General features: G+C 66.5%; 25 protein-coding genes. 16 read left to right on the top strand and 9 right to left on the bottom strand.

Features of this window, described 5'->3' with window-relative positions; all coding sequences use genetic code 11:
* Positions 1-2: 2 nt before the first annotated feature.
* The gene (locus tag G3545_RS27880) at positions 3-1,154 is read left to right on the top strand and encodes an alpha-D-ribose 1-methylphosphonate 5-triphosphate diphosphatase (protein ID WP_170017547.1); all 1,152 of its coding nucleotides are present in this window, start codon (positions 3-5) and stop codon (positions 1,152-1,154) included.
* A gap of 14 nt (positions 1,155-1,168) precedes the next feature.
* Positions 1,169-1,735, top strand: coding sequence for a phosphonate metabolism protein/1,5-bisphosphokinase (PRPP-forming) PhnN (gene phnN, locus G3545_RS27875; RefSeq protein ID WP_246702595.1), 567 nt, complete (start codon positions 1,169-1,171; stop codon positions 1,733-1,735).
* 77 nt (positions 1,736-1,812) lie between these two features.
* Here the strand turns inward: phnN and G3545_RS27870 are convergent, their stop codons facing one another.
* Entirely contained in the window at positions 1,813-2,088 is a 276-nt protein-coding gene (locus G3545_RS27870) for a DUF1153 domain-containing protein (RefSeq protein WP_029352570.1), read from the bottom strand.
* Positions 2,089-2,469: 381 nt separating this feature from the next.
* Complete coding sequence (locus G3545_RS27865) at positions 2,470-3,099, bottom strand: hypothetical protein (protein ID WP_170017545.1); 630 nt, start codon at positions 3,097-3,099, stop codon at positions 2,470-2,472.
* Positions 3,100-3,347: 248 nt separating this feature from the next.
* Between G3545_RS27865 and mnmA the strand changes: the two genes are divergently transcribed.
* Positions 3,348-4,538, top strand: a complete 1,191-nt coding sequence (mnmA, locus tag G3545_RS27860) for a tRNA 2-thiouridine(34) synthase MnmA (protein ID WP_170018310.1) — start codon at positions 3,348-3,350, stop codon at positions 4,536-4,538.
* A 33-nt stretch (positions 4,539-4,571) separates the two neighbouring features.
* A complete protein-coding gene (locus G3545_RS27855) occupies positions 4,572-5,255 on the top strand; it encodes a class I SAM-dependent methyltransferase (protein WP_170017544.1) in 684 nt (227 codons plus the stop codon).
* A gap of 157 nt (positions 5,256-5,412) precedes the next feature.
* On the opposite strand, the gene G3545_RS27850 is transcribed toward G3545_RS27855, so the two are convergent.
* Positions 5,413-6,012 (bottom strand): NAD(P)H-dependent oxidoreductase, encoded by a 600-nt coding sequence (locus G3545_RS27850; protein ID WP_170017543.1) that lies wholly within the window; start codon positions 6,010-6,012, stop codon positions 5,413-5,415.
* A 97-nt stretch (positions 6,013-6,109) separates the two neighbouring features.
* Between G3545_RS27850 and G3545_RS27845 the strand changes: the two genes are divergently transcribed.
* Both G3545_RS27845 and G3545_RS27840 read left to right on the top strand, forming a co-directional pair.
* A complete protein-coding gene (locus G3545_RS27845; RefSeq protein ID WP_170017542.1) occupies positions 6,110-6,502 on the top strand; it encodes a helix-turn-helix domain-containing protein in 393 nt (130 codons plus the stop codon).
* A gap of 33 nt (positions 6,503-6,535) precedes the next feature.
* Positions 6,536-7,273: an NAD(P)-dependent oxidoreductase gene (locus G3545_RS27840; protein WP_170017541.1), complete on the top strand. Its 738-nt coding sequence runs from the start codon at positions 6,536-6,538 to the stop codon at positions 7,271-7,273.
* 326 nt (positions 7,274-7,599) lie between these two features.
* Here the strand turns inward: G3545_RS27840 and G3545_RS27835 are convergent, their stop codons facing one another.
* The 6 genes from G3545_RS27835 to G3545_RS27810 all read right to left on the bottom strand — a co-directional run bounded on the left by G3545_RS27835 (position 7,600) and on the right by G3545_RS27810 (position 12,767).
* A complete protein-coding gene (locus G3545_RS27835) occupies positions 7,600-7,851 on the bottom strand; it encodes a hypothetical protein (protein WP_170017540.1) in 252 nt (83 codons plus the stop codon).
* A 32-nt stretch (positions 7,852-7,883) separates the two neighbouring features.
* Complete coding sequence (locus G3545_RS27830) at positions 7,884-8,156, bottom strand: hypothetical protein (RefSeq protein WP_246702594.1); 273 nt, start codon at positions 8,154-8,156, stop codon at positions 7,884-7,886.
* A 318-nt stretch (positions 8,157-8,474) separates the two neighbouring features.
* Positions 8,475-8,705: a KGG domain-containing protein gene (locus G3545_RS27825; RefSeq protein WP_170017539.1), complete on the bottom strand. Its 231-nt coding sequence runs from the start codon at positions 8,703-8,705 to the stop codon at positions 8,475-8,477.
* A 111-nt stretch (positions 8,706-8,816) separates the two neighbouring features.
* Positions 8,817-9,218, bottom strand: a complete 402-nt coding sequence (locus G3545_RS27820; RefSeq protein WP_170017538.1) for a globin family protein — start codon at positions 9,216-9,218, stop codon at positions 8,817-8,819.
* Between the two features lie 70 nt (positions 9,219-9,288).
* Positions 9,289-9,726 (bottom strand): heme-binding protein, encoded by a 438-nt coding sequence (locus tag G3545_RS27815; protein ID WP_170017537.1) that lies wholly within the window; start codon positions 9,724-9,726, stop codon positions 9,289-9,291.
* 68 nt (positions 9,727-9,794) lie between these two features.
* Complete coding sequence (locus G3545_RS27810; protein ID WP_170017536.1) at positions 9,795-12,767, bottom strand: FAD-binding and (Fe-S)-binding domain-containing protein; 2,973 nt, start codon at positions 12,765-12,767, stop codon at positions 9,795-9,797.
* 139 nt (positions 12,768-12,906) lie between these two features.
* On the opposite strand from G3545_RS27810, the gene G3545_RS27805 reads away from it, so the two are divergent.
* The 10 genes from G3545_RS27805 (at position 12,907) to G3545_RS27760 (ending at position 22,383) form a co-directional block, all read left to right on the top strand.
* A complete protein-coding gene (locus G3545_RS27805; RefSeq protein ID WP_170017535.1) occupies positions 12,907-14,115 on the top strand; it encodes an aminotransferase class V-fold PLP-dependent enzyme in 1,209 nt (402 codons plus the stop codon).
* 83 nt (positions 14,116-14,198) lie between these two features.
* The gene (locus G3545_RS27800) at positions 14,199-14,879 is read left to right on the top strand and encodes a GntR family transcriptional regulator (RefSeq protein ID WP_246702593.1); all 681 of its coding nucleotides are present in this window, start codon (positions 14,199-14,201) and stop codon (positions 14,877-14,879) included.
* Positions 14,880-15,039: 160 nt separating this feature from the next.
* Positions 15,040-15,525 (top strand): SRPBCC family protein, encoded by a 486-nt coding sequence (locus G3545_RS27795; protein ID WP_170017533.1) that lies wholly within the window; start codon positions 15,040-15,042, stop codon positions 15,523-15,525.
* 11 nt (positions 15,526-15,536) lie between these two features.
* Positions 15,537-16,034, top strand: coding sequence for an SRPBCC family protein (locus tag G3545_RS27790; protein ID WP_170017532.1), 498 nt, complete (start codon positions 15,537-15,539; stop codon positions 16,032-16,034).
* Between the two features lie 253 nt (positions 16,035-16,287).
* A complete protein-coding gene (locus tag G3545_RS27785) occupies positions 16,288-17,295 on the top strand; it encodes a tripartite tricarboxylate transporter substrate-binding protein (RefSeq protein ID WP_170017531.1) in 1,008 nt (335 codons plus the stop codon).
* 88 nt (positions 17,296-17,383) lie between these two features.
* On the top strand, positions 17,384-17,866 hold the full coding sequence (locus G3545_RS27780; protein ID WP_170017530.1) for a tripartite tricarboxylate transporter TctB family protein: 483 nt from the start codon (positions 17,384-17,386) through the stop codon (positions 17,864-17,866).
* Between the two features lie 18 nt (positions 17,867-17,884).
* A complete protein-coding gene (locus tag G3545_RS27775) occupies positions 17,885-19,399 on the top strand; it encodes a tripartite tricarboxylate transporter permease (RefSeq protein ID WP_170017529.1) in 1,515 nt (504 codons plus the stop codon).
* A 73-nt stretch (positions 19,400-19,472) separates the two neighbouring features.
* Positions 19,473-20,204 carry a GntR family transcriptional regulator gene (locus G3545_RS27770; protein ID WP_170017528.1) on the top strand — a complete coding sequence of 244 codons (732 nt, stop codon included), beginning with the start codon at positions 19,473-19,475 and terminating at the stop codon, positions 20,202-20,204.
* Between the two features lie 107 nt (positions 20,205-20,311).
* Positions 20,312-21,580, top strand: a complete 1,269-nt coding sequence (locus G3545_RS27765; RefSeq protein WP_170017527.1) for a CoA transferase — start codon at positions 20,312-20,314, stop codon at positions 21,578-21,580.
* On the top strand, positions 21,577-22,383 hold the full coding sequence (locus G3545_RS27760; RefSeq protein WP_170017526.1) for an enoyl-CoA hydratase/isomerase family protein: 807 nt from the start codon (positions 21,577-21,579) through the stop codon (positions 22,381-22,383). The genes G3545_RS27765 and G3545_RS27760 overlap by 4 nt, the downstream gene beginning before the upstream one ends.
* The last annotated feature ends 104 nt before the right edge of the window (positions 22,384-22,487 follow it).

Below are 22,487 nucleotides of genomic sequence, written 5' to 3'. Positions count from 1 at the left end.
CGATGACTGACACTATTCTCGCCAATGCCCGGCTGGTGCTGCCCGACGAAGTGCGCGAGGGCCATGTCGTGCTGCGCGACGGGCGCATCGCCGAGATCGGCAGCGGTGCCGTGCCGCCCGGCGCGCTCGACCTGAAAGGCGACTATCTGCTGCCCGGCCTCGTCGAGCTGCACACCGACCATGTCGAGGGCCATCTGTTCCCGCGCCCCCGCGTGCGCTGGAATCCATTAGCCGCGGTGATCGCCTACGACGCACAGATCGCTGCCTCCGGCATCACCACGGTGTTCGACTCGCTGCGTGTCTGGCCCGATCGCAAGGCGGTCGGCGTCGATGGCGACGCCGCGCTGATCGCCGCCACCGTCAACCAGGCGGCGAAGGCCGGCTTGTTGCGCGCCGAGCACCATGTGCACCTGCGCTGCGAAGTCGCGGCCGACGGCGTGGTCGAGGACACCGAAGACCTGCTCGATGATTTCGAGGTGAGGCTGATCTCGCTGATGGACCACACGCCGGGCCAGCGGCAGTTCCTCAGCGAGGAGCATTTCCGCAGCTATTACAAGAAGAAGAGCGGCATCACCGACGAGGAGATGGACATCATCGTCGCCGAGCGCCTGCGCGCCCACGAGTTGCACGCCCGCACCAATCGCGACCGCCTCGTCGCCCATGCCCGCCAGCGCGGCATCGTGCTGGCCAGCCATGACGACGCCACTGACGCTCATGTCACCGAGGCGGTGGCCGACGGCGTCGCCATCGCCGAATTCCCCACCACCGAGCGCGCCGCGGCGGGCTCGCACCAGGCCGGCATCCGCGTGCTGATGGGTGCGCCGAACCTGGTGCGCGGCGGCTCGCACACCGGCAATGTCGCGGCCGAGAGCCTGGCCCGGCAGGGCGTGCTCGACATCCTCTCCTCGGATTATGTGCCGGCGAGCCTGCTGTTCGCCGCCTTCGACCTGCCGCGCCGGGTACCGGAGATCTCGCTACCCGCGGCGGTACGGACCGTCAGCGCCAATCCGGCCGCAGCGGCAGGCTTGACCGACCGCGGCCGCATCGCCGAAGGGCTGCGCGCCGACCTGATCCGCGTCACTGTCGCCGACGCCGGAGAATCTGCCGTGCCCGTGGTGCGCGCGGTGTGGCGGCAAGGCGAACGGGTGTCCTGACCATGAACGGGACGATGCCGGACACACAGCCGGAGGCGAGCGTGCGATCGGGCCTGCTGGTGTTCGTCGTCGGCCCCTCCGGTGCCGGCAAGGATACGCTCCTCGCCTTCGCCAAGGCGCGGCTTGCCGCTCGATCCGACATCGTGTTCGCCCGCCGCCTCGTCAACCGGGCCCCGGATGGCACCGAGGATCACGAGCCGTTCGACGAGGCCGCATTCGAAGACGGCATTGCCGCGGAACGTTTTGCCCTCGCCTGGCGGGCCAATGGCCTGTGCTATGCACTCGGCCCGGATGTGAAGGCGGCGCTGGCGGGGGGGCGCACCGTGGTCGCCAATGGCTCGCGCGCCGCAGTGGCCGAGGCGCGGGCGCGTTATCCGAACGTGAAGCTGGTGCTGATCACCGCGCCGCCCGAGGTGCTCGCTGCCCGTATCGCCGCGCGCGGGCGCGAGGACGCCAACGCCCGGGCCGGGCGGCTGGCGCGCGAACCCGCTCTCGGCGCTGCGCCCGATCTCACCATCATGAATGACGGCGCGGTCGAACCCGCTGGTGAGAAGCTGGCGGCGTTCCTGGCGGGCCTGTAGGCGCAGACGAAAACCCCGGCGCGAGGCCGGGGCTTACGTGACAAGAATTCGCAAGATCGCCGAAGTAAAGCGGCCGACTACTGCCGATACTGCTGGATGCGCGTGGTGCGCAGGCCGGCAAGGCCATGACGGTCGATGGAGGCCTGCCAGGACAGGAACTCCTCGGTAGTCAAAGTGTAGCGTTTGCAGGCTTCCTCGAGGCTGAGCAAGCCGCCGCGCACAGCAGCAACCACCTCCGCCTTGCGACGGATCACCCAGCGCTTGGTTTCGGGCGGAGGCAGATCCGCAATGGTTAACGGACTGCCATCCGGCCCGATTACGTATTTGACCCTAGGCCGATAGGGTTCGGTCATTGGTACGCTCACTAAACACACCCAATCGAGGGTAACGCTACGCGAGAGCGATGAATTTTTCCCTAAACGAATCACAGGGTTTTGAGGCGTCTTCCTGTCGGATTTTATTAATATTTGAGAAACGCTTCGTTTACTTGCCGCACTGCGGCGAAAATGGTTAACGACTGTCGCACGCCGGCCACGGCGTACCTCTCGCGAGCGATGCGTTGTCCTGCTTCAGCATCCTTCGAGGCCCGGCTGTGCCGGACACCTCAGTATGACGTCGATTTAGAAGGACCACGTCATCCTGAGGTGCGAGCGCAGCGAGCCTCGAAGGATGCTCGAGCATAGCCGTATCAATGCTTGAGCAAAGCCACGGCAATGCCAGCCTAAGGTCGAAGATCACATCGGCGGCACGGTGCCGTCCTTGCCCACCGTCACCCGGCTCGCGACCATCGTGCCGTCGTCGCCGCGCGCATAGAACGCCACGATGTGCGCGCCCGGCACCAGCATCGCGCGGTCGCCCTTGTCGATGGTCACGATCGGCACATCGGGCGGCACCACGATGGTCTGCACGCCGCCTTCGCCATACTTCACCGTCATGGTGCGCCCGTTGGAGACCACGAGATCACCCACCGTGCCATTGGTCATGGAGGCGTTCGGGTCCGTGCCCCAGGGCCTGTGTCCCTCCCCGGTGCCGCGCATGCTCGGCGGGAAGACGTGCACCTCCAGCGCGGTCAGCGTGCCGTTCGGCCCCGGCAGCGCGGCGCTGCCGATGAAGCTGCCGGGCTTGATCTCCTCGGGCGAGGCCGTCGCCACCGCGGTGATCCGCAGATTGTCCGGCAGCTTGAAGCTCACCGGCTTGCCGCTGCTATCCGTGGCCTCGAGCCGGTCGCCATCCGCCTTCACCACGGTGGCGGCGAGCCGCGCGGCAGGCGGCGCACCTTGCGCCAGCGCGCCGCCGGTGAGGACGGCGCTCGCCGCAAGCGCGGCAAGCAGGGTGCGAAGGCGGGATTTCGGGGCGATGTTCATGGGCCGACCTTTATCGGGGGAACGCCGAAGAGCCGCCATCAAACGCCGCTTCCCGCCGATTGCCAGCCCGCTACGCATCACTTCCCGGCGATGAGCCAGCGGACGCCGGCAAGCCCCGCTGCGGCTTGGCTTGCGTCGCGGCCGCACCACCCGTAAAACCTTGGTCCGTAAACCATGGTAACCAGGGCCCGAGTCCCTTGCGCAAGACGGCGCGCAACACCGGCCAGATTCCCGCGTTCCGCCGCCTCATGATCCTGCTCGACGATACCGGACGTTCCCCTGCCCAGACCCGCGTCGTGGTGGCGATGTCGGGCGGCGTGGATTCGTCGGTGGTCGCAGCGCTCTATGCCAAGGCTGGCTATGAGGTGATCGGCGTCACGCTGCAGCTCTACGACCATGGCGAGGCGATGCACCATCGCCCGGGCGCCTGCTGCGCCGGCCAGGACATTTACGACGCCAGCATGGTCGCCGAGCGGCTCGGCATCCCGCATTACGTGCTCGACTATGAGAGCCGGTTCCGCCACGCCGTGATCGAGCGCTTCGCCGATGCCTATGCCGCGGGCGAGACACCGATCCCCTGCGTCGACTGCAACCGCACCGTCAAGTTCCGTGACCTCCTGGAGACCGCGCGCGACCTCGGCGCCGACATCCTCGCCACCGGCCATTACGTGACCAGCCGGGCGCTGCCGCAGGGCGGGCGCGGCCTGTTTCGCCCGCTCGATCTCTCCCGCGACCAGAGCTACTTCCTCTATGCGACGACGCGCGAGCAGATCGACATGCTGCGCTTCCCGCTGGGCGAGACCACCAAGCCGGAAGTGCGCGCGCTCGCCGAGAGCTTCGGCCTCAAGGTCGCGGACAAGCCGGATAGCCAGGACATCTGCTTCGTGCCGACCGGGCGCTACACCGACATCGTCGAGAAGCTGCGCCCGGAAGCCGCCGAGCCCGGCGAGATCGTGCATCTCGATGGCCGTGTGCTCGGCCGGCACAATGGCGTGATGCGCTACACCATCGGCCAGCGCAAGGGCCTCGGCATTGCTTCCTCCGAGCCGCTCTATGTGGTCGGCATCGACGCCGTGGCCCGCCGCGTACTGGTCGGGCCGCGCCATTCGCTGGGAGTCTCGGTGGTGCGGGTCGACGAGCTCAACTGGCTGGGCGATGAGCCGATCGAGGCCGCGCTCGACGCCGAGCGTGAGTTGCACGTGAAGGTGCGCTCTACCCGCGCCCCGGTGCCCGGCCATCTGGCGCGGGAACCCGATGGCACCGTTGCGGTTCATCTGCATGCCATGGAAGAAGGCGTCGCTCCGGGGCAGGCATGCGTGTTCTACGAAGACGGTGGCGAGGCGGCCCGCCTGCTGGGTGGCGGGGTGATACGTCGCGCACCGGCATTCACTGCTTTGACACGAGAAGCGGTCATGGTGACGGATACTCTCAGGAGCTGATTCGCTAACCGAGCCGCAGGTTTGGGGGGAAATATGACGACGACCGATCTCGACCGCGCGACCGTCGAGGAAGCCTATGCCCGCTGGGCGCCGGTATATGACGTGGTGTTCGGTGCGGTGTTCGACGCCGGCCGCAAGGCGGCGATTGCGGCGGCGGAACGGGTCGGCGGACGTATCCTCGAATTCGGTGTCGGCACGGGCCTCGCCCTGCCCTCCTACAAGCGCAGCAATCGATTGGTCGGCGTCGATATTTCCGAACCCATGCTGCAGAAGGCCCGCGAGCGCGTCGAGAAGGACGGCCTGAGCCACGTCGAAGGCCTGTTCCTGATGGACGGCGCCGATCTCGGCTTCGCCGACAACAGCTTCGACGTCGCTATCGCCCAGTTCGTCATCACCGTGGTGCCGCAGCCGGAGAAGACGCTGGACGAACTCGCCCGCGTGCTGAAGCCGGGCGGCGAGATCATCCTGGTCAATCATCTCGGCGCCGAAGAGGGGCTGCGCGCCTCGTTCGAGCGCTGGTTCGCCCGCCGCGCCCGCAAGCTCGGCTGGCGCCCGGAATTCCAGCTCGCCCGCCTGCACGCCTGGGCGCAGAAGAACGGCACCGCGGAGCTGATCGAGGCGAAGAATGTCGGCCTCGGCGTCTACACGCTGGTGCGCTTCCGCAAGCTCGCTGCCGGCGCCAGCAACGAAGCCGAGCCGACCGCGCTGGCGGGGTGATCCTCTAACCGTTCATCGTCATCCCGGACGGCCGAATGGCCGATCCGGGATCGCGTTTGTCATGGCCGGGCTCGTCAGGCCATCCACGGTTGCCACTTGCGCAAGGTCGTGGATGCCCGGGACGAGCCCGGGCATGACGAAATGAAGCAAAAGGCTCTCAAGCCGCCTTCAATTCTCCGGCGCTGCGCAGAGCGCTTTCCAGCGCCTGTTCGCGCAAGCCTGCCTGGATGCCCTCGGCAATGATGAATTCCGGCGCCTTCACGCCGATGAAGCCGAGGATGAAGCGCAGATAGGTCTCGGCATGCTCGGCGATCGCGGCGAAGGCCGGATCGGAATAGATGCCGCCGCGGGACAGCGCGACGATGACGCGCTTATTGCCGGCGAGGCCCTCGGCGCCGTTCGCGCCATAGCTGAAGGTCTTGCCGGGCACGACGATGCGGTCGATCCAGGCGCGCAGCTGCGTCGGCACGGTGAAATTGTACATCGGCGCGCCGATCACCACGATGTCGGCGGCGAGGAACTCGTCCAGCGCCTGCTGGCTCACCGCGTCGCCGGCGCCGCCGGAGAGCGGATGGTCGGCCGGCATGCTGGCCGGGGTCGCGTGCGGCAGCGGCGTGCCGGCGAGATCGCGATAGACGATGCTCAGCGACGGATCGGCGGCGCGCAGGTTCGCGACCACGGCGGCGCTCACCGTGCGGCTGACCGAATGTTCGCCGAGAATGCTGGAATCGATGTGCAGAAGGGTGCGGTGGCTCATAATGTCCTGACCGGTTACGAAATGTGACCTGGACTAATTACGTGCCTGCCATTAGATAACGCAAGAAGGCACATTCGCTATACCAGGGCACAGCCAAGTGACTGAGATACATAGAGGTTTCCACAATACGGAGTGCCGCAAGGTCAGCCGCGTACTGGCGCGCGTCGGCGACAAATGGAGCGTGCTGATCGTCATGCTGCTCGCCGATGGCCCGCGCCGCTTCAATGAGATGAAGCGCATGGTCGAGGGCATCTCGCAGCGCATGCTCACTTTGACGCTGCGCGGTCTGGAACGCGATGGACTGGTGACGCGCACCGTGTTTCCCACCATTCCGCCGCGCGTGGACTACGAGTTGACCGCGCTTGGCCGCTCGCTGTGCGTGCCGGTGATGGCGCTCGGCAGTTGGGCACAGGCGAATATCGACGCCATCGACGTCGCGCAGGCCGATTTCGACAAGCGCTGCGTCGAGGACGGCAAGATACGCGCCTGAGGTCAGGGCGTCGCCTCAAACGGAAATAGACTCATGGGATATCGCGTCTTTCTCGCCGGCGCCTCGGGCGCCATAGGGCGGCGGCTGGCGCCGCTGCTCCGCGCCGCCGGCCATGATGTCGCCGGCACCACCCGCTCGCCCGCCAAGGCAGATGCGCTACGCGCCGCCGGCTTCACCGCCGTGGTGGTGGATGTGTTCGATGCGGACGCACTGTCGCGTGCCGTCGCCGCGTTCCGGCCGGAGATCGTGATCCACCAATTGACCGACCTGCCCGCCGGCCTCGCGCCGGATCAGATGGCGGCGGCGATCGCCAACAATGCCCGCATCCGCGACGAGGGCACGCGGAACCTCGTCGCCGCAGCGGGAGCGGCCGGAGCCCGGCGGATGGTGGCCCAGAGCATTGCCTGGGCCTATGCGGCGGGCCCGGAGCCGCACACCGAGGCCGATCCGCTCGACCTCGCGGCGGACGGCCCGCGCGGGACCAGCGTGCGCGGCGTCGCCGCGCTGGAACAGCACGTGCTGAACGCGCCGCCGATCGAGGGCGTCGTGCTGCGCTATGGCCGCTTCTATGGCCCGGGCACCGGTGTCGATGCCCCGCCCCAAGGCGTCGCGCTCCATGTCGACGCTGCGGCCCATGCGGCGATGCTCGCCATGGACCACGGCGAGCACGGCATTTTCAACATCGCCGAGCCGGGTGGACCGGTCTCCGCCGAGAAAGCGCACGCTGATCTCGGCTGGCACGCCGATTTCCGCCTACCGGTGTCATCCTGAAAATAGCCACGTCATCCTGAGAGCCTGACTCAAAATTCGACTTATCCGTTGAAGAGCCACCTTTCCACCTTCATCCCCGGACTTGATCCGGGGATCCAGACTTCTCCCGGGTGGGCTGGATCCCCGGATCAAGTCCGGGGATGAGGGCCAATTGGAGTTTTCGGTCAGGCTCCGAGTTGCGAGCGGCAGCGAGCCTCGAAGGATGATGAAGCAAAACGGCGTCCCACGATAATGAGCATCCTTCGAGGCTCCGGCGGCGCCCGAGCACCCAGGATGACGTGGTTCTCGCCTCGAGAAGGAGTTTCAGGTCATCCTCTCGAGGATGCTCACGCCGCGATGCGCACGCCGGTCGCGTCGGCCCAGGCGCAGAAACTGCGCAATGCCTGATGGGCCTCGTCCTCGTCGCTCGCCATGTCCATCTGGCGGATGATTTCCTGCGTCTCCGGCGTCGGCACCTGCTCCTGCAGGAAGCCGCGTGCCAGCCAGAGCGCGGAAAGCGCGACCACCTTGCCGTCCCGCCCGGCGACGCGGACCGGGCCGTGTTCGAACTCGACGAAATCCGTGCTGGGCTGGTCCATCGCCTAACCTCCCGCCGTGTTGCCAGCTGGTCTCAGCCCGGCAGGCCGCGCTCAACCAGTATGCCGTTGGACTCCGCCCACCAGCGGAAGGCATTGCCCGCCTCGATGATCTCGTCCGGCTCGTCCGCGCTTTGCAGGCGGCGGATCAGCCCTTCGTGGTCGCCTTTCGGATAAGGGTTGGCGCGGGCAAAAGCCAGCGCCTCATCGAGGTTGGCAATATTGTAGAACGCCTGCCCGGCCCGCACGCGCAACGGCGGCATCAGGGCCGGCGGGATCATGTCGTAAGGCGCAATATATAAGTCCATGGCGCTTCTCCTCGCCTGGATGCCGGGCGTTCAGCGGCCTGACGGCTTGTCGGTAAACGTGCCCTAGTCGCCGCCATGGCCGCGAAACTCGCCCATGGCGAAATACTCTCGCTTGTGTTGAACGAATGTCAACGCAGGTTGCCGGCCATGGTTCCGAACATGTTGGGAATCCATGAAGTTTCCCGAGCGACACCACCGCCCGGCGCGGAGCCGGGCCGCGCCGGGCGGCGATCGAACCGGGAGATGGAACGGCAAGCGCCCTTCCCGTTCGGATCGAACCGTCCGAAGGATCGAAAAGTGCCTTGATTTCAGGATGCTCTAACGCTGGTCGCCCTTGCGGCCCGCCTCCCCGGCGCTCTGCGGATCATTGGCGAAATTGCCGGAGCCGTCACGTTCGCCGCCCTGCTGGCGGTCGTCGCCGCCGCTCTGGCTGTGCTGCTGGCCGCCATGGCTGTGCGCGCCGCCCTTCCTGCCAGCCTCACGAGCGCGCTCGCGATTTTCGGCAAAGTTGCCGGAACCGCCACGATGCTCCTGTTCGCGATTTGCCATGAGGTATCTCCTGTCTGGATTATCGCCCCCTGCCGTTTGCCAACGACCGAGGGACGGGGCTGTTCCGGCCGGGACACTCTTTTCGGCTGACGAAGCGACAGGCCGGTCGGCTTATTCCGCATGCATCATGATGTCGGCGAGCGCGGTGTACGCGGCGAGCCAGGCGTCCCGCGCCGCCGGCGTGAAATCGTCACCGAGGCAGCGCTCCAGCATCCACAGCAGCGCCACGCCGACCGGCACGAAATGCGCCTGCGTCACGCCATAGCCATGATGGCGGCGACCCAGATTCTGCACAGCCGGCCGCATGAGGTGCATCTCGTCAATGCCGTTGATGACGGATGCCAACGTCGCCATCAGCTTGCGACCCTGCTCCGGCATCGGGCTCTTGAACAGGATCCGCGCCTCCGGCTCGATCTCGAACAGCCGGGCATAGAACAACGCTGCTGCCTGTTCCGAGATCGGACGCAGCTTGTCGAAGCCGGAACGCAGCAACAGGACCTGATCGGGTGTCATGAGCCTTCCCCACCACCTTTGATAAGGCGGCGGGGCGGCAGCATGCAACTATACGTCGGGAGAGGTTGCGTCAGTCGGCGCCGGGGTCGGCCTTGAAGCCGGCGGCGGCGATGCCCGCGTTTGCCGCCGCTTCGTCATGGTCCGAAGTATCGCCGGAGATGCCGACCGCGCCGATCACCACGCCTTCGGCATCGCGGATCAGCACGCCGCCGGGCACCGGCACCAGCGCCCCGCCGACCACATTGGTCACCGAGGCGACGAAGAAGGCCTGCTCCTTGGCGCGCTTGAAGATGGAGCGCGAGCCGATGCCGAGCGAGAGCGCGCCATAGGCCTTGCCATGGGCGATGTCGAAACGCTTCAGGCTGGTGCCGTCCTCGCTCGCCGAGGCCTTCACTGCGCCGCGCGCATCGAGCACGACGACCGCCATGGGCAGGAACTTGCCCTTTCGGCAATGCTCCAGCGCGGTGGTGAGGATGGTCTGGGCGGCGGCAAGGCTGAGGACGGTCATGGGTACGTGGCTTTCGCTGGCGACGGGTTCATTCCGATAGGCGGGCGGGGCTGCCTGATCAAGCCTGGCTATTCGGCGGCCTCCAGATGTCGTGGCGCATCGGCGCGGGCGGCCTCCAGGCTCGCCGCCAGCACGCGGATGACATGCACCGCATCGCGCTGCGCGCCGTCATGGATCTGGTGCCGGCACGAGGTGCCGTCGGCCACCACCAGCGTGCCGGCTTCCGCCTTGCGCACCGCCGGCAGCAGCGACAGCTCGGCCATGGCCAGCGACACGTCGATGGTCTCCGAGTGATAGCCGAAGGCGCCCGCCATGCCGCAGCAACTGGATTCCACCGTCTCCACCTTGAGCCCGGGAATGAGCCGCAGCGTCTTCTCCACCGCGCCCATCACGCCGAAGCTCTTCTGGTGGCAATGGCCATGCAGCAGCGCCCGGTCAGCCACCGGGCCGAGCGGCAGCATCAGCCGCCCGGCCTCCGCCTCGCGGGCCAGGAACTCCTCGATCAGCAGCGCGTGGGCGGCGAGCCGCTGCGTGTCCTCGCCGGGAATGAGCGAGGGCAGTTCGTCGCGGAAGGCGAGCAGGCAGCTCGGCTCCAGCCCGACCACCGGCACGCCGCGCGCCACGAACGGCGCATAGGTCGAAAGGACACGCCTCGCCTCGGCCCGCGCCTGGTCGACCAGGCCGGCCGAGAGAAACGTGCGCCCGCAGCACAGCGCGCGCTTCGTGCCATCGACCGGAGCCGGCATGTGCACGCGATAGCCGGCGGCGGTGAGCACGCTGAGTGCGGCATCGACATTCTCCCGCTCGAACCAGCGATTGAAGGTGTCGGCGAACAGCACCACCTCGCGCCCACCCTCCGGACCGAACGTGGTCGCTTCCTCGCGGAAGGCGTCGGTGCGCCAGCGCGGCAGGGAGCGGCGCGCGCTGAACTGCGCAAGCTTCTCCGAGAGTGCCGCAGCGCCGGGTAGCCGGTCGCGCACATTCATCAGCCACGCCGCTTTTGAGGCAAGGCCGGCATAATGCGGCAGATAGGCGACCAGCCGCTGGTGCAGCGTCAGGCCCTTGGCCTTCACACGTGCCGCGAGAGCCTCGATCTTCATCTTCGCCATGTCGACGCCGGTCGGGCATTCACGCCGGCAGCCCTTGCAGGAGACGCAGAGCTTCAACGTCTCCATCATCTCGTCGGAGGCCAGCGCATCGGGACCGAGTTGGCCGGAAATGGCGAGCCGCAGCGTGTTGGCGCGCCCGCGGGTAACATCGCGCTCGTCGCGGGTGACGCGGTAGCTGGGGCACATCACGCCGCCCGCCGATTTGCGGCAGGCGCCGTTGTTGTTGCACATCTCGATGGCGCCCTGCAGCCCGCCGCCCGCACCGGAATAGCCGGTCCAGTCCAGAGCCGCCTGCAAGCCCTCCACCCGATAGTCCGGCGAATAGCGGAACAGGGTGCGGTCATCGAACTTCGGCGGGTGGACGATCTTGCCGGGATTGTAGAGCCCCTTCGGATCGAAGCGGTCCTTCACCTCCTCGAAGGCGTGTACCAGCCGCGAGCCGAACATCGGCTCGTGGAACTCCGAGCGCACCATGCCGTCGCCGTGCTCGCCGGAGTGAGAACCCTTGTATTCGCGCACCATGGCGAAGGCATCCTCGGCAATGGCGCGCATCGCCTTGACGTCCTTCTCGAGGCGCAAATTCAGCACCGGGCGCACGTGCAGGCACCCCTCCGACGCGTGGGCGTACCACGTGCCCCTGGTGCCGTGCTTCTCGAACACCTGGGTCAGGCGGTCGGTATAGTCGGCGAGATGCTCCAGCGGCACCGCGCAATCCTCGACGAAGGAGACCGGCTTTCCCGCATCCTTCATCGACATCATGATGTTGAGGCCGGAGGTGCGCACATCCGCGATGGCGGCCTGCAAGCCGGCGTCGCGAATCTCGACCACCCCGCCCCAATTGGCGCCGCTGCGGTCCCAGCCGAAGCCGAGATCGCCCATGGTGTCAGCGAGCAGCTTCAGCCGGCGCTCATTCTCGTCGTCATCCTCGGCGAACTCGACGAGCAGGATCGCCTCCGGCTGGCCGCGCACGAAGCGCTCCAGTGTCGGACGGAACATCGCGATCTCGCTGGCGAGCTTGAGCAGCGTCGCATCGACCAGTTCCACCGCGATCGGCTTCAGCTTGACCAGATGCTGCGCGGCATCCATCGCCGCATAGAAGCTGCCGAAATGGCAGGCGCCCAAAACCTTCTTGCCGATCAGCGGCCAGAGCTTGAGCTCGATCTTCGTCGAGTAAGCGAGCGTGCCTTCCGAGCCGACCAGCAAATGGGAGAGGTTGTAGCCCGCCGGATTCGGCACCAGCGAATCGAGATTATAGCCGCCGACCCGGCGCTGCACTTTGGGGAAGCGCGCCGCGATCTCCGCGGCCTCGCGCCCACCCAGCGCCAGCAGGTCGCGGGCGAGCGGGGCCAGCGGCGAATCGGGCGGCAGTTCCGAGAGATTGTGGTCGACCCGCCCGAAATGCGCCTTGGCCCCATCAGCCAGCATGGCGTCGATGGAGAGCACATTGTCGCGCATGGTGCCGTAGCGCAGCGACCGCCCGCCGCAGCTATTATTGCCGGCCATGCCACCAATGGTGGCGCGGCTCGCCGTGGAGACGTCGACCGGGAACCACAGGCCGTGCTGCTTCAACTGTGCATTGAGGTCGTCGAGCACGATGCCCGGCTCAACCACGCAGCGCCGCCCTTCAAGATCCACCTCCAATATGCGCTTGAGGTGCTTCGAGCCATCGACCACCAAGGCCTCATTGATGGTCTGCCCGCATTGCGAGGTGCCGCCGCCGCGCGGCAGCACCGGAATACCCTCGCTGCGGGCCAGCGCGATGGCGCGCTCGGCCTCCTCGACCGTACGCGGCACCACCACACCCATCGGCATGATCTGGTAAAACGACGCATCGGTCGCATAGCGACCTCGGCTGAAACGGTCGAACAGCACGTCCCCGGTCATCTCAGACCTCAGGCGCCGCTCCAGACCCGGCGCCAGCCGTGCCGCCATGTTTTCCTCCCTCACACATTTGCGTCCACATAGTGCGTCCCGACGGCGCAAATGGACTTGACTGAATTTTGCATTCATAATTCATTTCGGCAAGAGCGAAGCCACATCGTCAATGCGCATGCCGTCTATGGAGGATCCTATGTCCAGCAATGCCGCCCGTGTCGCCGGGCGCCACTTCCTGCAGATTCCGGGGCCGACTCCGGTTCCCGACCGCATCCTGCGGGCGATGGACATGCCGACCATCGACCATCGCGGCCCGGAATTTCAGAAGCTGGGCCGGCGCGTGCTGGACGGCATGAAGACCATCTTCAAGACCGCCAACCCGGTCATCATCTACCCCGCCTCCGGCACCGGCGCGTGGGAAGCGGCGCTAGTCAATGTGCTCTCGCCCGGCGACAAGGTGCTGATGTTCGAGACCGGCCATTTCGCCACGCTGTGGAAGAACATGGCGATCAAGCTCGGCCTTGTCCCCGAATTCATCGCCTCCGACTGGCGCATCGGTGCCGACGCCGCCCAGATCGAGGCGCGGCTGCTCGAGGACAAGAACCACGAGATCAAGGCGGTCTGCGTCGTCCATAACGAGACCTCGACGGGGTGCATCTCCCGCATCGACGAGGTGCGCAAGGCGATCGATGCCGCCGGCCACCCGGCGCTGTACCTGGTCGACACCATCTCCTCGCTGGCCTCGATCGATTATCGCCATGACGAATGGGGCGTCGACGTCACCGTCTCCGGCTCGCAGAAGGGCCTGATGCTGCCGCCGGGCCTGTCCTTCAACGCGCTCTCGCCGAAGGCGCTCGCTGCCGCCAAGGCCTCGAAGTCGCCGAAGCTGTTCTGGTCGTGGGAAGAGATGCTGCCGCACAATGAGCGCGGCTTCTTCCCCTATACGCCCGGCACCAATCTGCTCTACGGCCTCGCCGAGGCGATCGACATGCTGCACGAGGAAGGCCTCGAGAACGTCTTCGCCCGCCATGACCGCCATGCCGAGGCGACACGCCGCGCGGTGCGGGCCTGGGGACTGGAAGTGCTGTGCCGCGAGCCGAAATATTACTCGTCCTCGCTGACCGCGGTGCTGATGCCGGAAGGCCACGACGCCGACGGCTTCCGCGAGAAGACGCTGGCGCATTTCGACATGTCGCTCGGCACCGGCCTCACCAAGCTGGCGGGCAAGGTGTTCCGTATCGGCCATCTCGGCGACACCAACGACCTCACCATCCTCGGCGCGCTGTCCGGCGTGGAGATGGGGCTGTCGATCGCCGGCGTGCCGCATCGCAAGGGCGGCGTTCAGGCGGCACTCGACTACCTCGCCGAGAGTGCCGCCAGCCCCCTGCGCGCGGCCGCCGAATGAGGAATAGCAACGCCGGCTTGCCAAACCCGCTGGCGGGAGCAATCTAGAGGCGAGTTCCCCAATTCGAGGTCGATCGAATGGTCATGCCGGACACCGCCGTCATCCCACGCCGCAGCCTGCACGGCGAGCTCGCCGCGCAGCTACGCGACATGCTGATGCGTGGCGAGTTGAAACCGGGTGACAAGATTTCCGAGCAGATGCTCTGCTCGCGCTTCGGCGTGTCCCGCACGCCGCTGCGCGAGGCATTGAAAGTGCTGGCGAATGAAGGGGTTCTGATCCTCTCGCCGAACCGCGGTGCCAGCGTCGCCCGCATCTCCCCGAGCGAGGTCGACGAACTGTTCCCGATCATGGGCGCGCTGGAGATGCTGGCCGGCGAAGCGGCCTGCGCCCGCGCCACGCCGGAAGACGTTGCGCGGCTCGAGGCGATGCACGCGCTGATGGTGGACGCCTACCGCCGGACCGATTCGGCCACCTATCTCAAGCTGAACCGGCAGATCCACGAGGCGTTCTTCGAGATCGCCGCGAACAACTCGCTGACGCAGATGTACCAGACGCTGATGGTGCGCATCCACGCGGTCCGCTTCATCGCGCAGAAATCCTCCGAGCGCTGGCGCGAGGCGGTCGAGGATCATGAGCAGATGATGGTGGCGCTGCGTGCCCGCGACACTGCCCGGCTCGGTGCCATCCTGAAGGAGCACCTGCGCCACAAGGCGGCGATGGTGCTCGAATCGCTCACCGACCGCGGCAAGGAGGCCGCGGAATAAGCTGGGTGGCTCGGCTTTGTCATCCTGAGGCGCAGCGAAGCGGCCTCGAAGGATGCTCCAACAGCACCTCCCCAACGTCATCCGCGTCGAAATCGTGTCGACTATGTCGGTCTGGCGGCATCTCGTTCGTCCTTAGTGGGAACCCGCCAAGGAGGACACGATGACGACCAGGCCTGCGACCACCCTCGATGCCGAGCGCGATCTCGTGCTCACCCGGGAGATCCACGCGCCACGCGAGAAGCTTTTCCGCGCCTGGACTGAGCCGGAACTGATGAAGCAGTGGTTCGCGCCACGGCCCTATACGACGCCGGTCGTGGAAACCGACGTACGCTCGGGCGGCAACAGCTTCATCGTGATGCGCGGGCCCGACGGCACCGACATGCCGATGCACGGCGTCTATCTCGAAGTGGTGCCCAATGAGCGCATCGTCTTCACCGATGCCTTTGTCTCCGCCTGGAAGCCCTCGGCCAAGCCCTTCTTCACCGGCATCATCACCTTCGAGGACAATGGCAAGGGCGGCACGACCTACACCGCCATCGCCCGCCACTGGAATGCCGAGGATCGCAAGGCCCATGAGGCGATGGGCTTCCATGAAGGCTGGGGCCAGTGCGCCGACCAGTTGGCGGCGCTGGTCGCCAGGATCTGACGGAGCCGGCGATGACGAACGCTGGCGAGACCACCATCAAGCATCTCGGCACGCTCAGGCTGTTCGCTCAAGGCGCGCGCGAGATCGTCATGCAGCGTGAGTTCGACGCCGCGCGCGAGCGTGTGTTCGACGCCTTCACGCAGCCGGAGCTGGTGAAACAGTGGCTGGGGCCCGGTAGCCGCTCGCTCATCATCTGCGCCATCGACCCGGTGCGTGGGGGCGCCTATCGCTACCTGATGCGCCGCCCGCCCGGGGACGAGATCGGCTGGAGCGGCAGCTTCCGCGAGGTGGTCCGCCCGGAACGCCTGGTGCAGACCGAGCGCTTCGAGCCGGCCTGGTATCCGGGCGGCGCCGTCATCACCACGGTGTTCGACCAATGTGCCGGCAGCACGCGGGTCACCATCACCATGACCTATGAAAGCGGCGAGGCCCGCGACACCGTGCTCGCCGCGCAGATCCGCGATGGCGAGATCGAGAATTACGACCGGCTGGCGCGGCTGCTGGCGTAGCACCCTTCCCTGCCCCTACCCGTTGGCGTCATCCCGGACGGCGCAAGGCCGATCCGGGATCGCGCGCAGGAAGGAGTGCCACTTTCGGCACGCGATCCCGGCTCTACGGCTGCGCCTCCGGCCGGGATGACACCTCAAACAAGCTCACTGAAAATCGCATCTATAATTATTGATGTGAAATGATTGATGCGTTACGGTCTTGCCAACAAGCTGGCTAACCGCCAATCCAAGAACATCCATCAGGGAGGCTTTGATGCCGAAACACGCAGTGACCGCGCTTGCCGTCTCGCTCGCCCTCATCGTGCCGGCGAGCGCACAGAGCGACTGGAAGCCCAACCGTCCGGTCGAATTCGTGGCGGCAGCGGGTCCCGGCGGCGGCACCGACACTTTCGCGCGGGTCGTGCAGTCGGCGCTGAGCAAGAACGAACTGCTCACCACGCCGATCATCGTCAGCAACAAGGCCGGCGGCAGCGGCGCGGAGACCTTCGTCTACGCCAAGACCAATCCCGGCGATCCCTACAAGCTCTATTTCGGCACGCAGGACGCCTATGTGCTGCCGCTCGCCTCCAAGCTGAATTATGACGCGGGCAAGGACCTCACCCCGGTCGCCGCCATGGTGTTCGACCCCTTCATCCTCTGGGTGAACCCGAAGACCTCCGGCATCGAGGACGTGAAGGGCTTCATCGCCAAGGCCAAGGAAGCGCCGGGCAAGCTGAAGGTCGGCGGCGCCAAGGCCAAGGAGGCCGACGAGACGTTGATGACGCTGATCGAGCAGGCCGGCGGCGTCGACCTCACCTACATCCCCTACAAGAGCGGCAGCGAGGCGGCGATCCAGGTCGCCGGCGGCCATATCGACGCCAACGTCAATAATCCGAGCGAGAGCGTCGAGCAGTGGAAGGCCGGCGTGCAGAAGCCGCTCTGCGTGTTCGAGGAGGCCCGCCTCGCCGACAAGACGGTGATCGCCGACGGCAAATCATGGAACGACGTGCCGACCTGCATCGAGGCCGGCCTCGACATCAAGAGCTTCGCCCAGCCGCGCACGGTGTGGATGGCGGCAAACGTGCCACCGGAAGCCCTCGCCTACTACACCGCGCTCCTGACCAAGGCGGCTGCGGCGCCGGAGTTCAAGGCCTATGCCGAGCGCGGCGCTCAGATTCAGAAGGTGCTGACCGGCGACGCGTTCAAGGCCTTCATCGCCACGCACAAGGCGAGCTATTCGGAAATGTACAAGCGTAACGGTTGGCTTCGCGCCGAGCAGTGATGCCCGGTCCCAGCGCGAAGGGCACGCGGGGTGGCAACGCCCCGCGTCTCGCGCCCCGCTCGATGCCGTAGCCCACGGAACAGGTGCCATGGAAATATCCCGTCCGGCCATGGAGGTCGTCACTGCCGCTACCACCGCGCTGATCGGCGCCGTGGTGTGCTACGGCTCGCTGCAGAACGGCATCGAATGGGCCGATGGCGGCCCGCAGCCGGGCTATTTCCCGTTCTATGTCGGCTGCCTCATCATGCTCGGCAGCGCCGCCACCGCCCTGCAGGCGCTCATGCGCCGCGAGGCCGGCAGCGCGCCGTTCCTCGATGGCGAGCGGCTTCGCACCGTCGCCGCCTTCTTCCTGCCGATCGTCGGCTTCGCGCTGATCTCGGGCTTTCTCGGCCTTTATATCGGCATGGGCATCTATGTGTTCTACGCCATGTGGACCGCGGCCAAATTCCGCCCGCATGTGGCGCTGCTGATCGCGCTTCTTGTCGTCGCGGTGAACTTCATCATCTTCGAAGAGCTGTTCATGGTCCCGCTGCTGAAGGGACCCGTGCTCAATCATTTCGGCATCTATTGAGCCGGGCGGGAATGCATCATGGGTAATTTCGGCCAGCTCATGGACGGCTTCGCGGTGGCGCTCACCGCGCACCACGTCCTCATCATGGTGGTGGGCGTGCTGCTCGGCCTCGTGGTCGGCGTGCTGCCGGGCCTGGGGGCGCCGAACGGCGTGTCGCTGCTGCTCCCCCTCACCTTCACCATGGATCCGATCTCCGCGATCATCCTGCTGACCTCGATGTATTGGGGGGCGCTGTTCGGTGGTTCCACCACCTCGATCCTGTTCAACATCCCCGGTGAGCCCTCCTCCGTCGCCACTACCTTCGACGGCTATCCGATGGCCAAGCAGGGCCAGGCGGTGCGGGCGCTGACGCTGGCCTTCTCCTCCGCCGGCATCGGCGCGCTCACTGGCGTCATCGTCATCACCCTGCTGTCCGGCTGGGTCGCGCAGTTCGCCATGCGCTTCGGCGCAGCGGAATATTTCGCCGTTTATTTCATGGCCTTCGCCAGCTTCATCGGCATGGCCGGCGGCTCGCCCTTCAAGACCCTGGTGTCGATGATGCTCGGCTTCGCCGCCGCCACCATCGGCATGGACACAATCTCCGGCGAGAGCCGCCTCACCTTCGAACTGGACGAGTTGATCGGCGGCATCTCCTTCCTTGTCGCGGTGATCGGCCTGTTCGGCCTCGGCGAATTGCTGCTCACCATGGAAGAGGGGCTGAAGTTCGAGGGCGTCAAAGCCAAGCTCGATCTGCGCACCATCTTCCGCACGCTGGCCGAAGTGCCGCGCTACTGGGTGTCGATCATCCGCAGCGCGTTGATCGGCTGCTGGATGGGCATCACCCCGGGCGGGCCGACCGCCGCTTCCTTCATGAGCTACGCGCTCGGACGCCGCTTCTCGCGCCGCGGCAAGCATTTCGGCAAGGGTGAGCCGGAAGGCATCGTCTCGCCCGAGACCGCCGACCATTCCGCCGGCTCCTGCGCCCTGCTGCCCATGCTGGCGCTCGGCATTCCCGGCTCGGCCACCGCCGCAGTGATGATGGGCGGGCTGATGATCTGGGGTCTCTCGCCCGGCCCGATGCTGTTCACCACCCGGCCGGATTTCGTCTGGGGCCTGATTGCATCCATGTATCTCGGCAACATCATTGCCGTAGTGCTGGTGCTGGCGACGGTGCCGCTCTTCGCCACCATATTGCGCGCGCCCTTCACCGTGGTCGGGCCGATGATCACCGTGGTCTGCGTGATCGGCGCCTACACAGTTGCGAGCCACAGCTTCGACATCTGGCTGGCGCTCGGCTTCGGCATTGCCGGCTATGTGTTCAAGAAGCTCGATTATCCGCTGGCGCCGTTCGTGCTCGCCATGGTGCTGGGCGACAAGGCGGAAGACGCCTTCCGCCAGGCGATGCTGACCTCGGACGGCTCGGCCTCGATCTTCTTCTCCAACGGCCTCGTCGCCACCATGATGGGCATCGGCATCTTCCTGCTGCTGCTGCCCGCCGTCAGCGCTATCACCGGCGGCAGCCTGCTGGGCGGTCGCAACGCGGAAGCGGCGTGAGGCGAGAATTCCTGATGGCAAGAATCGCGTCTATGCTGTTCATAATACTTTCGAAGCAGCGTCAGGATCGATGATGGCAGCCGGACAGATCGTTCGTCATTCCCTGCATGAATCGCTCGTGGCGCCGCTGCGGGAGATGATCCTGCAAGGTGAGTTGCGCCCCGGCGAGAAGGTGCCGGAGGAGCAGCTGTGCGAGCGCTTCGGTGTCTCCCGCACCCCGATCCGCGAGGCGCTGAAGGTGCTGGCGGCGGAAGGCGTCTTACAGATCCTGCCGCACCGCGGCGCCATCGTCGCCCGCATCACCGAGGAGCAGATCTCCGAGCTGTTCCCCATCATGGCCTCGCTGGAGCGGCTTGCCGGCGCGCTTGCCTGCACCCGCGCAACGGACGCCGACATCGCCCGCGTACGCGCGCTGCACGACCGGATGATGGAGCATTTCGAGGCCAGCAACGAGATCGAGTATCTGCGCCACAACCGGCTGGTCCACGAAGCTTTCTTCGAGATCGCCGGCAATGCGACGCTCTCGGCCTTCTACCAGCAGATCCTCACCCGCATTCATGCCTGCCGCTTCGTGGTGCGCAAGAGCCCGGAGCATTGGGCCGACGCCGTCGCCGAGCACGAGCAGATGATCGCGGCATTCGAGGCGCGCGATAGCGCGCGGCTCTCGGCCCTGCTGGAAGAGCATGTCACCGGCACCACTGCCGGCATCGCCCGCGCCTTCATTGACCGGGTCGTCGCCCCCTCCGCCATGCCGGAGGAAGCGCCTGCCCGCAGCCGCAAGGGTCGCCAGCCCTTGCCAGCCTGAATGTGCCCGGTGCGGCCCGCTTCCGAGGCCACCTCCGGATCAAACGTAATTATTGATTGAGAATGCATGTGCGGCACGGCCGCGCCGAGAAGCAAGGGAACCGACCGATGAGCGATGTGCTGGACCAGACCCGCCCGGATGCGACGCCGCAGCGCCAGGCGAGCGACGCCGCCACGACCCGGCCGCTCCCGCTCGCCGGCGTGCGTGTGCTCGATGTCAGCCAGGTGATGGCCGGCCCCTATAGCTGCATGCTGCTCGGCGATCTCGGTGCCGACGTCATCAAGATCGAGCCGCCCGGCACCGGCGACCAGACCCGCGGCGCCATGGGGTTCAAGATGAAGGGGCCCGACAGCATGGGCTTCCTCAACATGAACCGGAACAAGCGTTCGGTGGCGATCAACCTGAAGAGCGAGGCCGGCCGCGAAGTCTTTTACCGGCTGGTCGAGACCGCCGACATCCTGGTCGAGAATTATCGCCCCGGGGTGATGAAGAAGCTGAAGTGCGATTACGAGACGCTGTCGAAGATCAATCCGCGCCTCGTCTATGCCTCGATCTCCGGCTTCGGCCAGAGCGGCCCGTGGGCCGGCCGCCCCGGCTTCGACCTGATGGCGCAGGCCATGTCCGGCGTGATGAGCGTCACCGGCCATCCTGGCGGCCCGCCGGTGAAGGCCGGCGTGCCGGTGGCGGACATCGGCTGCGCCCTGTTCGCCACCTATGCCCTGCTCGCCGCCTATATCGGCGCCAAGAACACCGGCGAGGGCCAGTATGTCGATGCCTCGCTGTTCGAGGCGGCACTGGCCTTCTCGATCTGGGACATCTCCGAATATTGGGGCCGTGGCACCCAGCCGATCCCGCTCGGCACCGCCAATCGCATGAGCGCCCCCTATCAGGCGGTGAAGTCCAAGGACGGCTATTTCGTCATGGGCGCCACCAACCAGAAGCTTTGGGCGCTGCTGTGCGAGACGCTGAACCGTAAGGAACTGCTGGAGGATCCGCGCTTCCTCACCAACCCGGATCGCCTCGCCAATCGCGAGGTGCTGATCGAGGAACTGGAGAAGAGCTTCATTGCCCGCACCTCCGACGAATGGGTGGAGGCGCTGCTTGCCGTCGGCATCCCCGCCGGCACCATGTACACTTACCCCGAAGCGTTCGAGAGCGAGCACGGGCGGCATCGCCACATGCGCATGGAGATCGACCATCCGATCGAGGGCAAGGTGTCGAACATCGGCTTCGCGGTGAAGCTCTCCGGCACGCCGCAGCAGGTGCGCCTGCATCCGCCGCTGCTCGGCGAGCACACGCAGGCCGTGCTCGGCGAGATCGGCGTCGATGCCTCGGCGCTGGAAGAATTCACCGCCCGCGGAGCCTTTGCACCATGAACATCGCCGCCAACACTCCGGCCCAACCTTCCGCGGGCGAAGGTACCGTCCGTCTCGAGATCGACGGCGCGGTGGCGCGCCTCATCTTTGATCGCCCGGCCGCACGCAACGCCATGACCTGGCGGATGTATGAAGAACTCGGCGCCGCCTGCAAGGCGATCGCCGCCGATCCCGCCATCCGCGTCGCCGTGCTGCGCGGCGCCGGCGGCAAGGCGTTCGTCGCCGGCACCGACATTGACCAGTTCCGCGCCTTTTCGTCCGGGCGCGACGGCGTCGCCTATGAAGAGAAGGTGGAGCATTTCGTCGGCCTGCTGGAGGCTGTGCCGGTGCCGACCATCGCCGTGGTCGAAGGCTGGGCGGTCGGCGGCGGCATGGCGCTGGCGAACGCCTGCGACTTCCGCGTGGCAACCCCGGGCGCGCGCTTCGGCGTGCCGATCGCCCGCACGCTCGGCAACTGTCTCTCGGCGTCCAATGTCCAGCGCCTCACCGCGACGCTGGGTGTCAGCCTCGTCAAGCGCATGCTGCTGCTCGCGGAGATGCCGACCGCCGAGGAGATGCCGACCGGCTATGTGACGGTGCTCGCCCCCGACGCGCTCGATGCCCATGTCGAGGAGATATGCACCCGGCTCAAGGGCCACGCCCCGATCACCATCCAGGTGACCAAGGAGATGCTGCGCCGGCTCTCGGTGGATCTGCAGGCCCCCGACGCCGACCTGATCCGCCGCACCTATGGCAGCGCCGATTTCCGTGAGGGCGTGGATGCTTTCCTGGCCAAGCGCACGCCGCAATGGCGGGGGGAGTGACGTCTTCCTCCCACCACTCGTCGTCATCCCGGCCGAAGCGCAGCGTAGAGCCGGGATCGCGTGACGATGAAGAGCGTTTTCGCGATCCCGGATCGGCCTGACGG

Source organism: Starkeya sp. ORNL1 (genome assembly GCF_012971745.1).
Lineage (GTDB): Bacteria > Pseudomonadota > Alphaproteobacteria > Rhizobiales > Xanthobacteraceae > Ancylobacter.
This window is presented reverse-complemented; position numbering and strand designations above follow the sequence as displayed.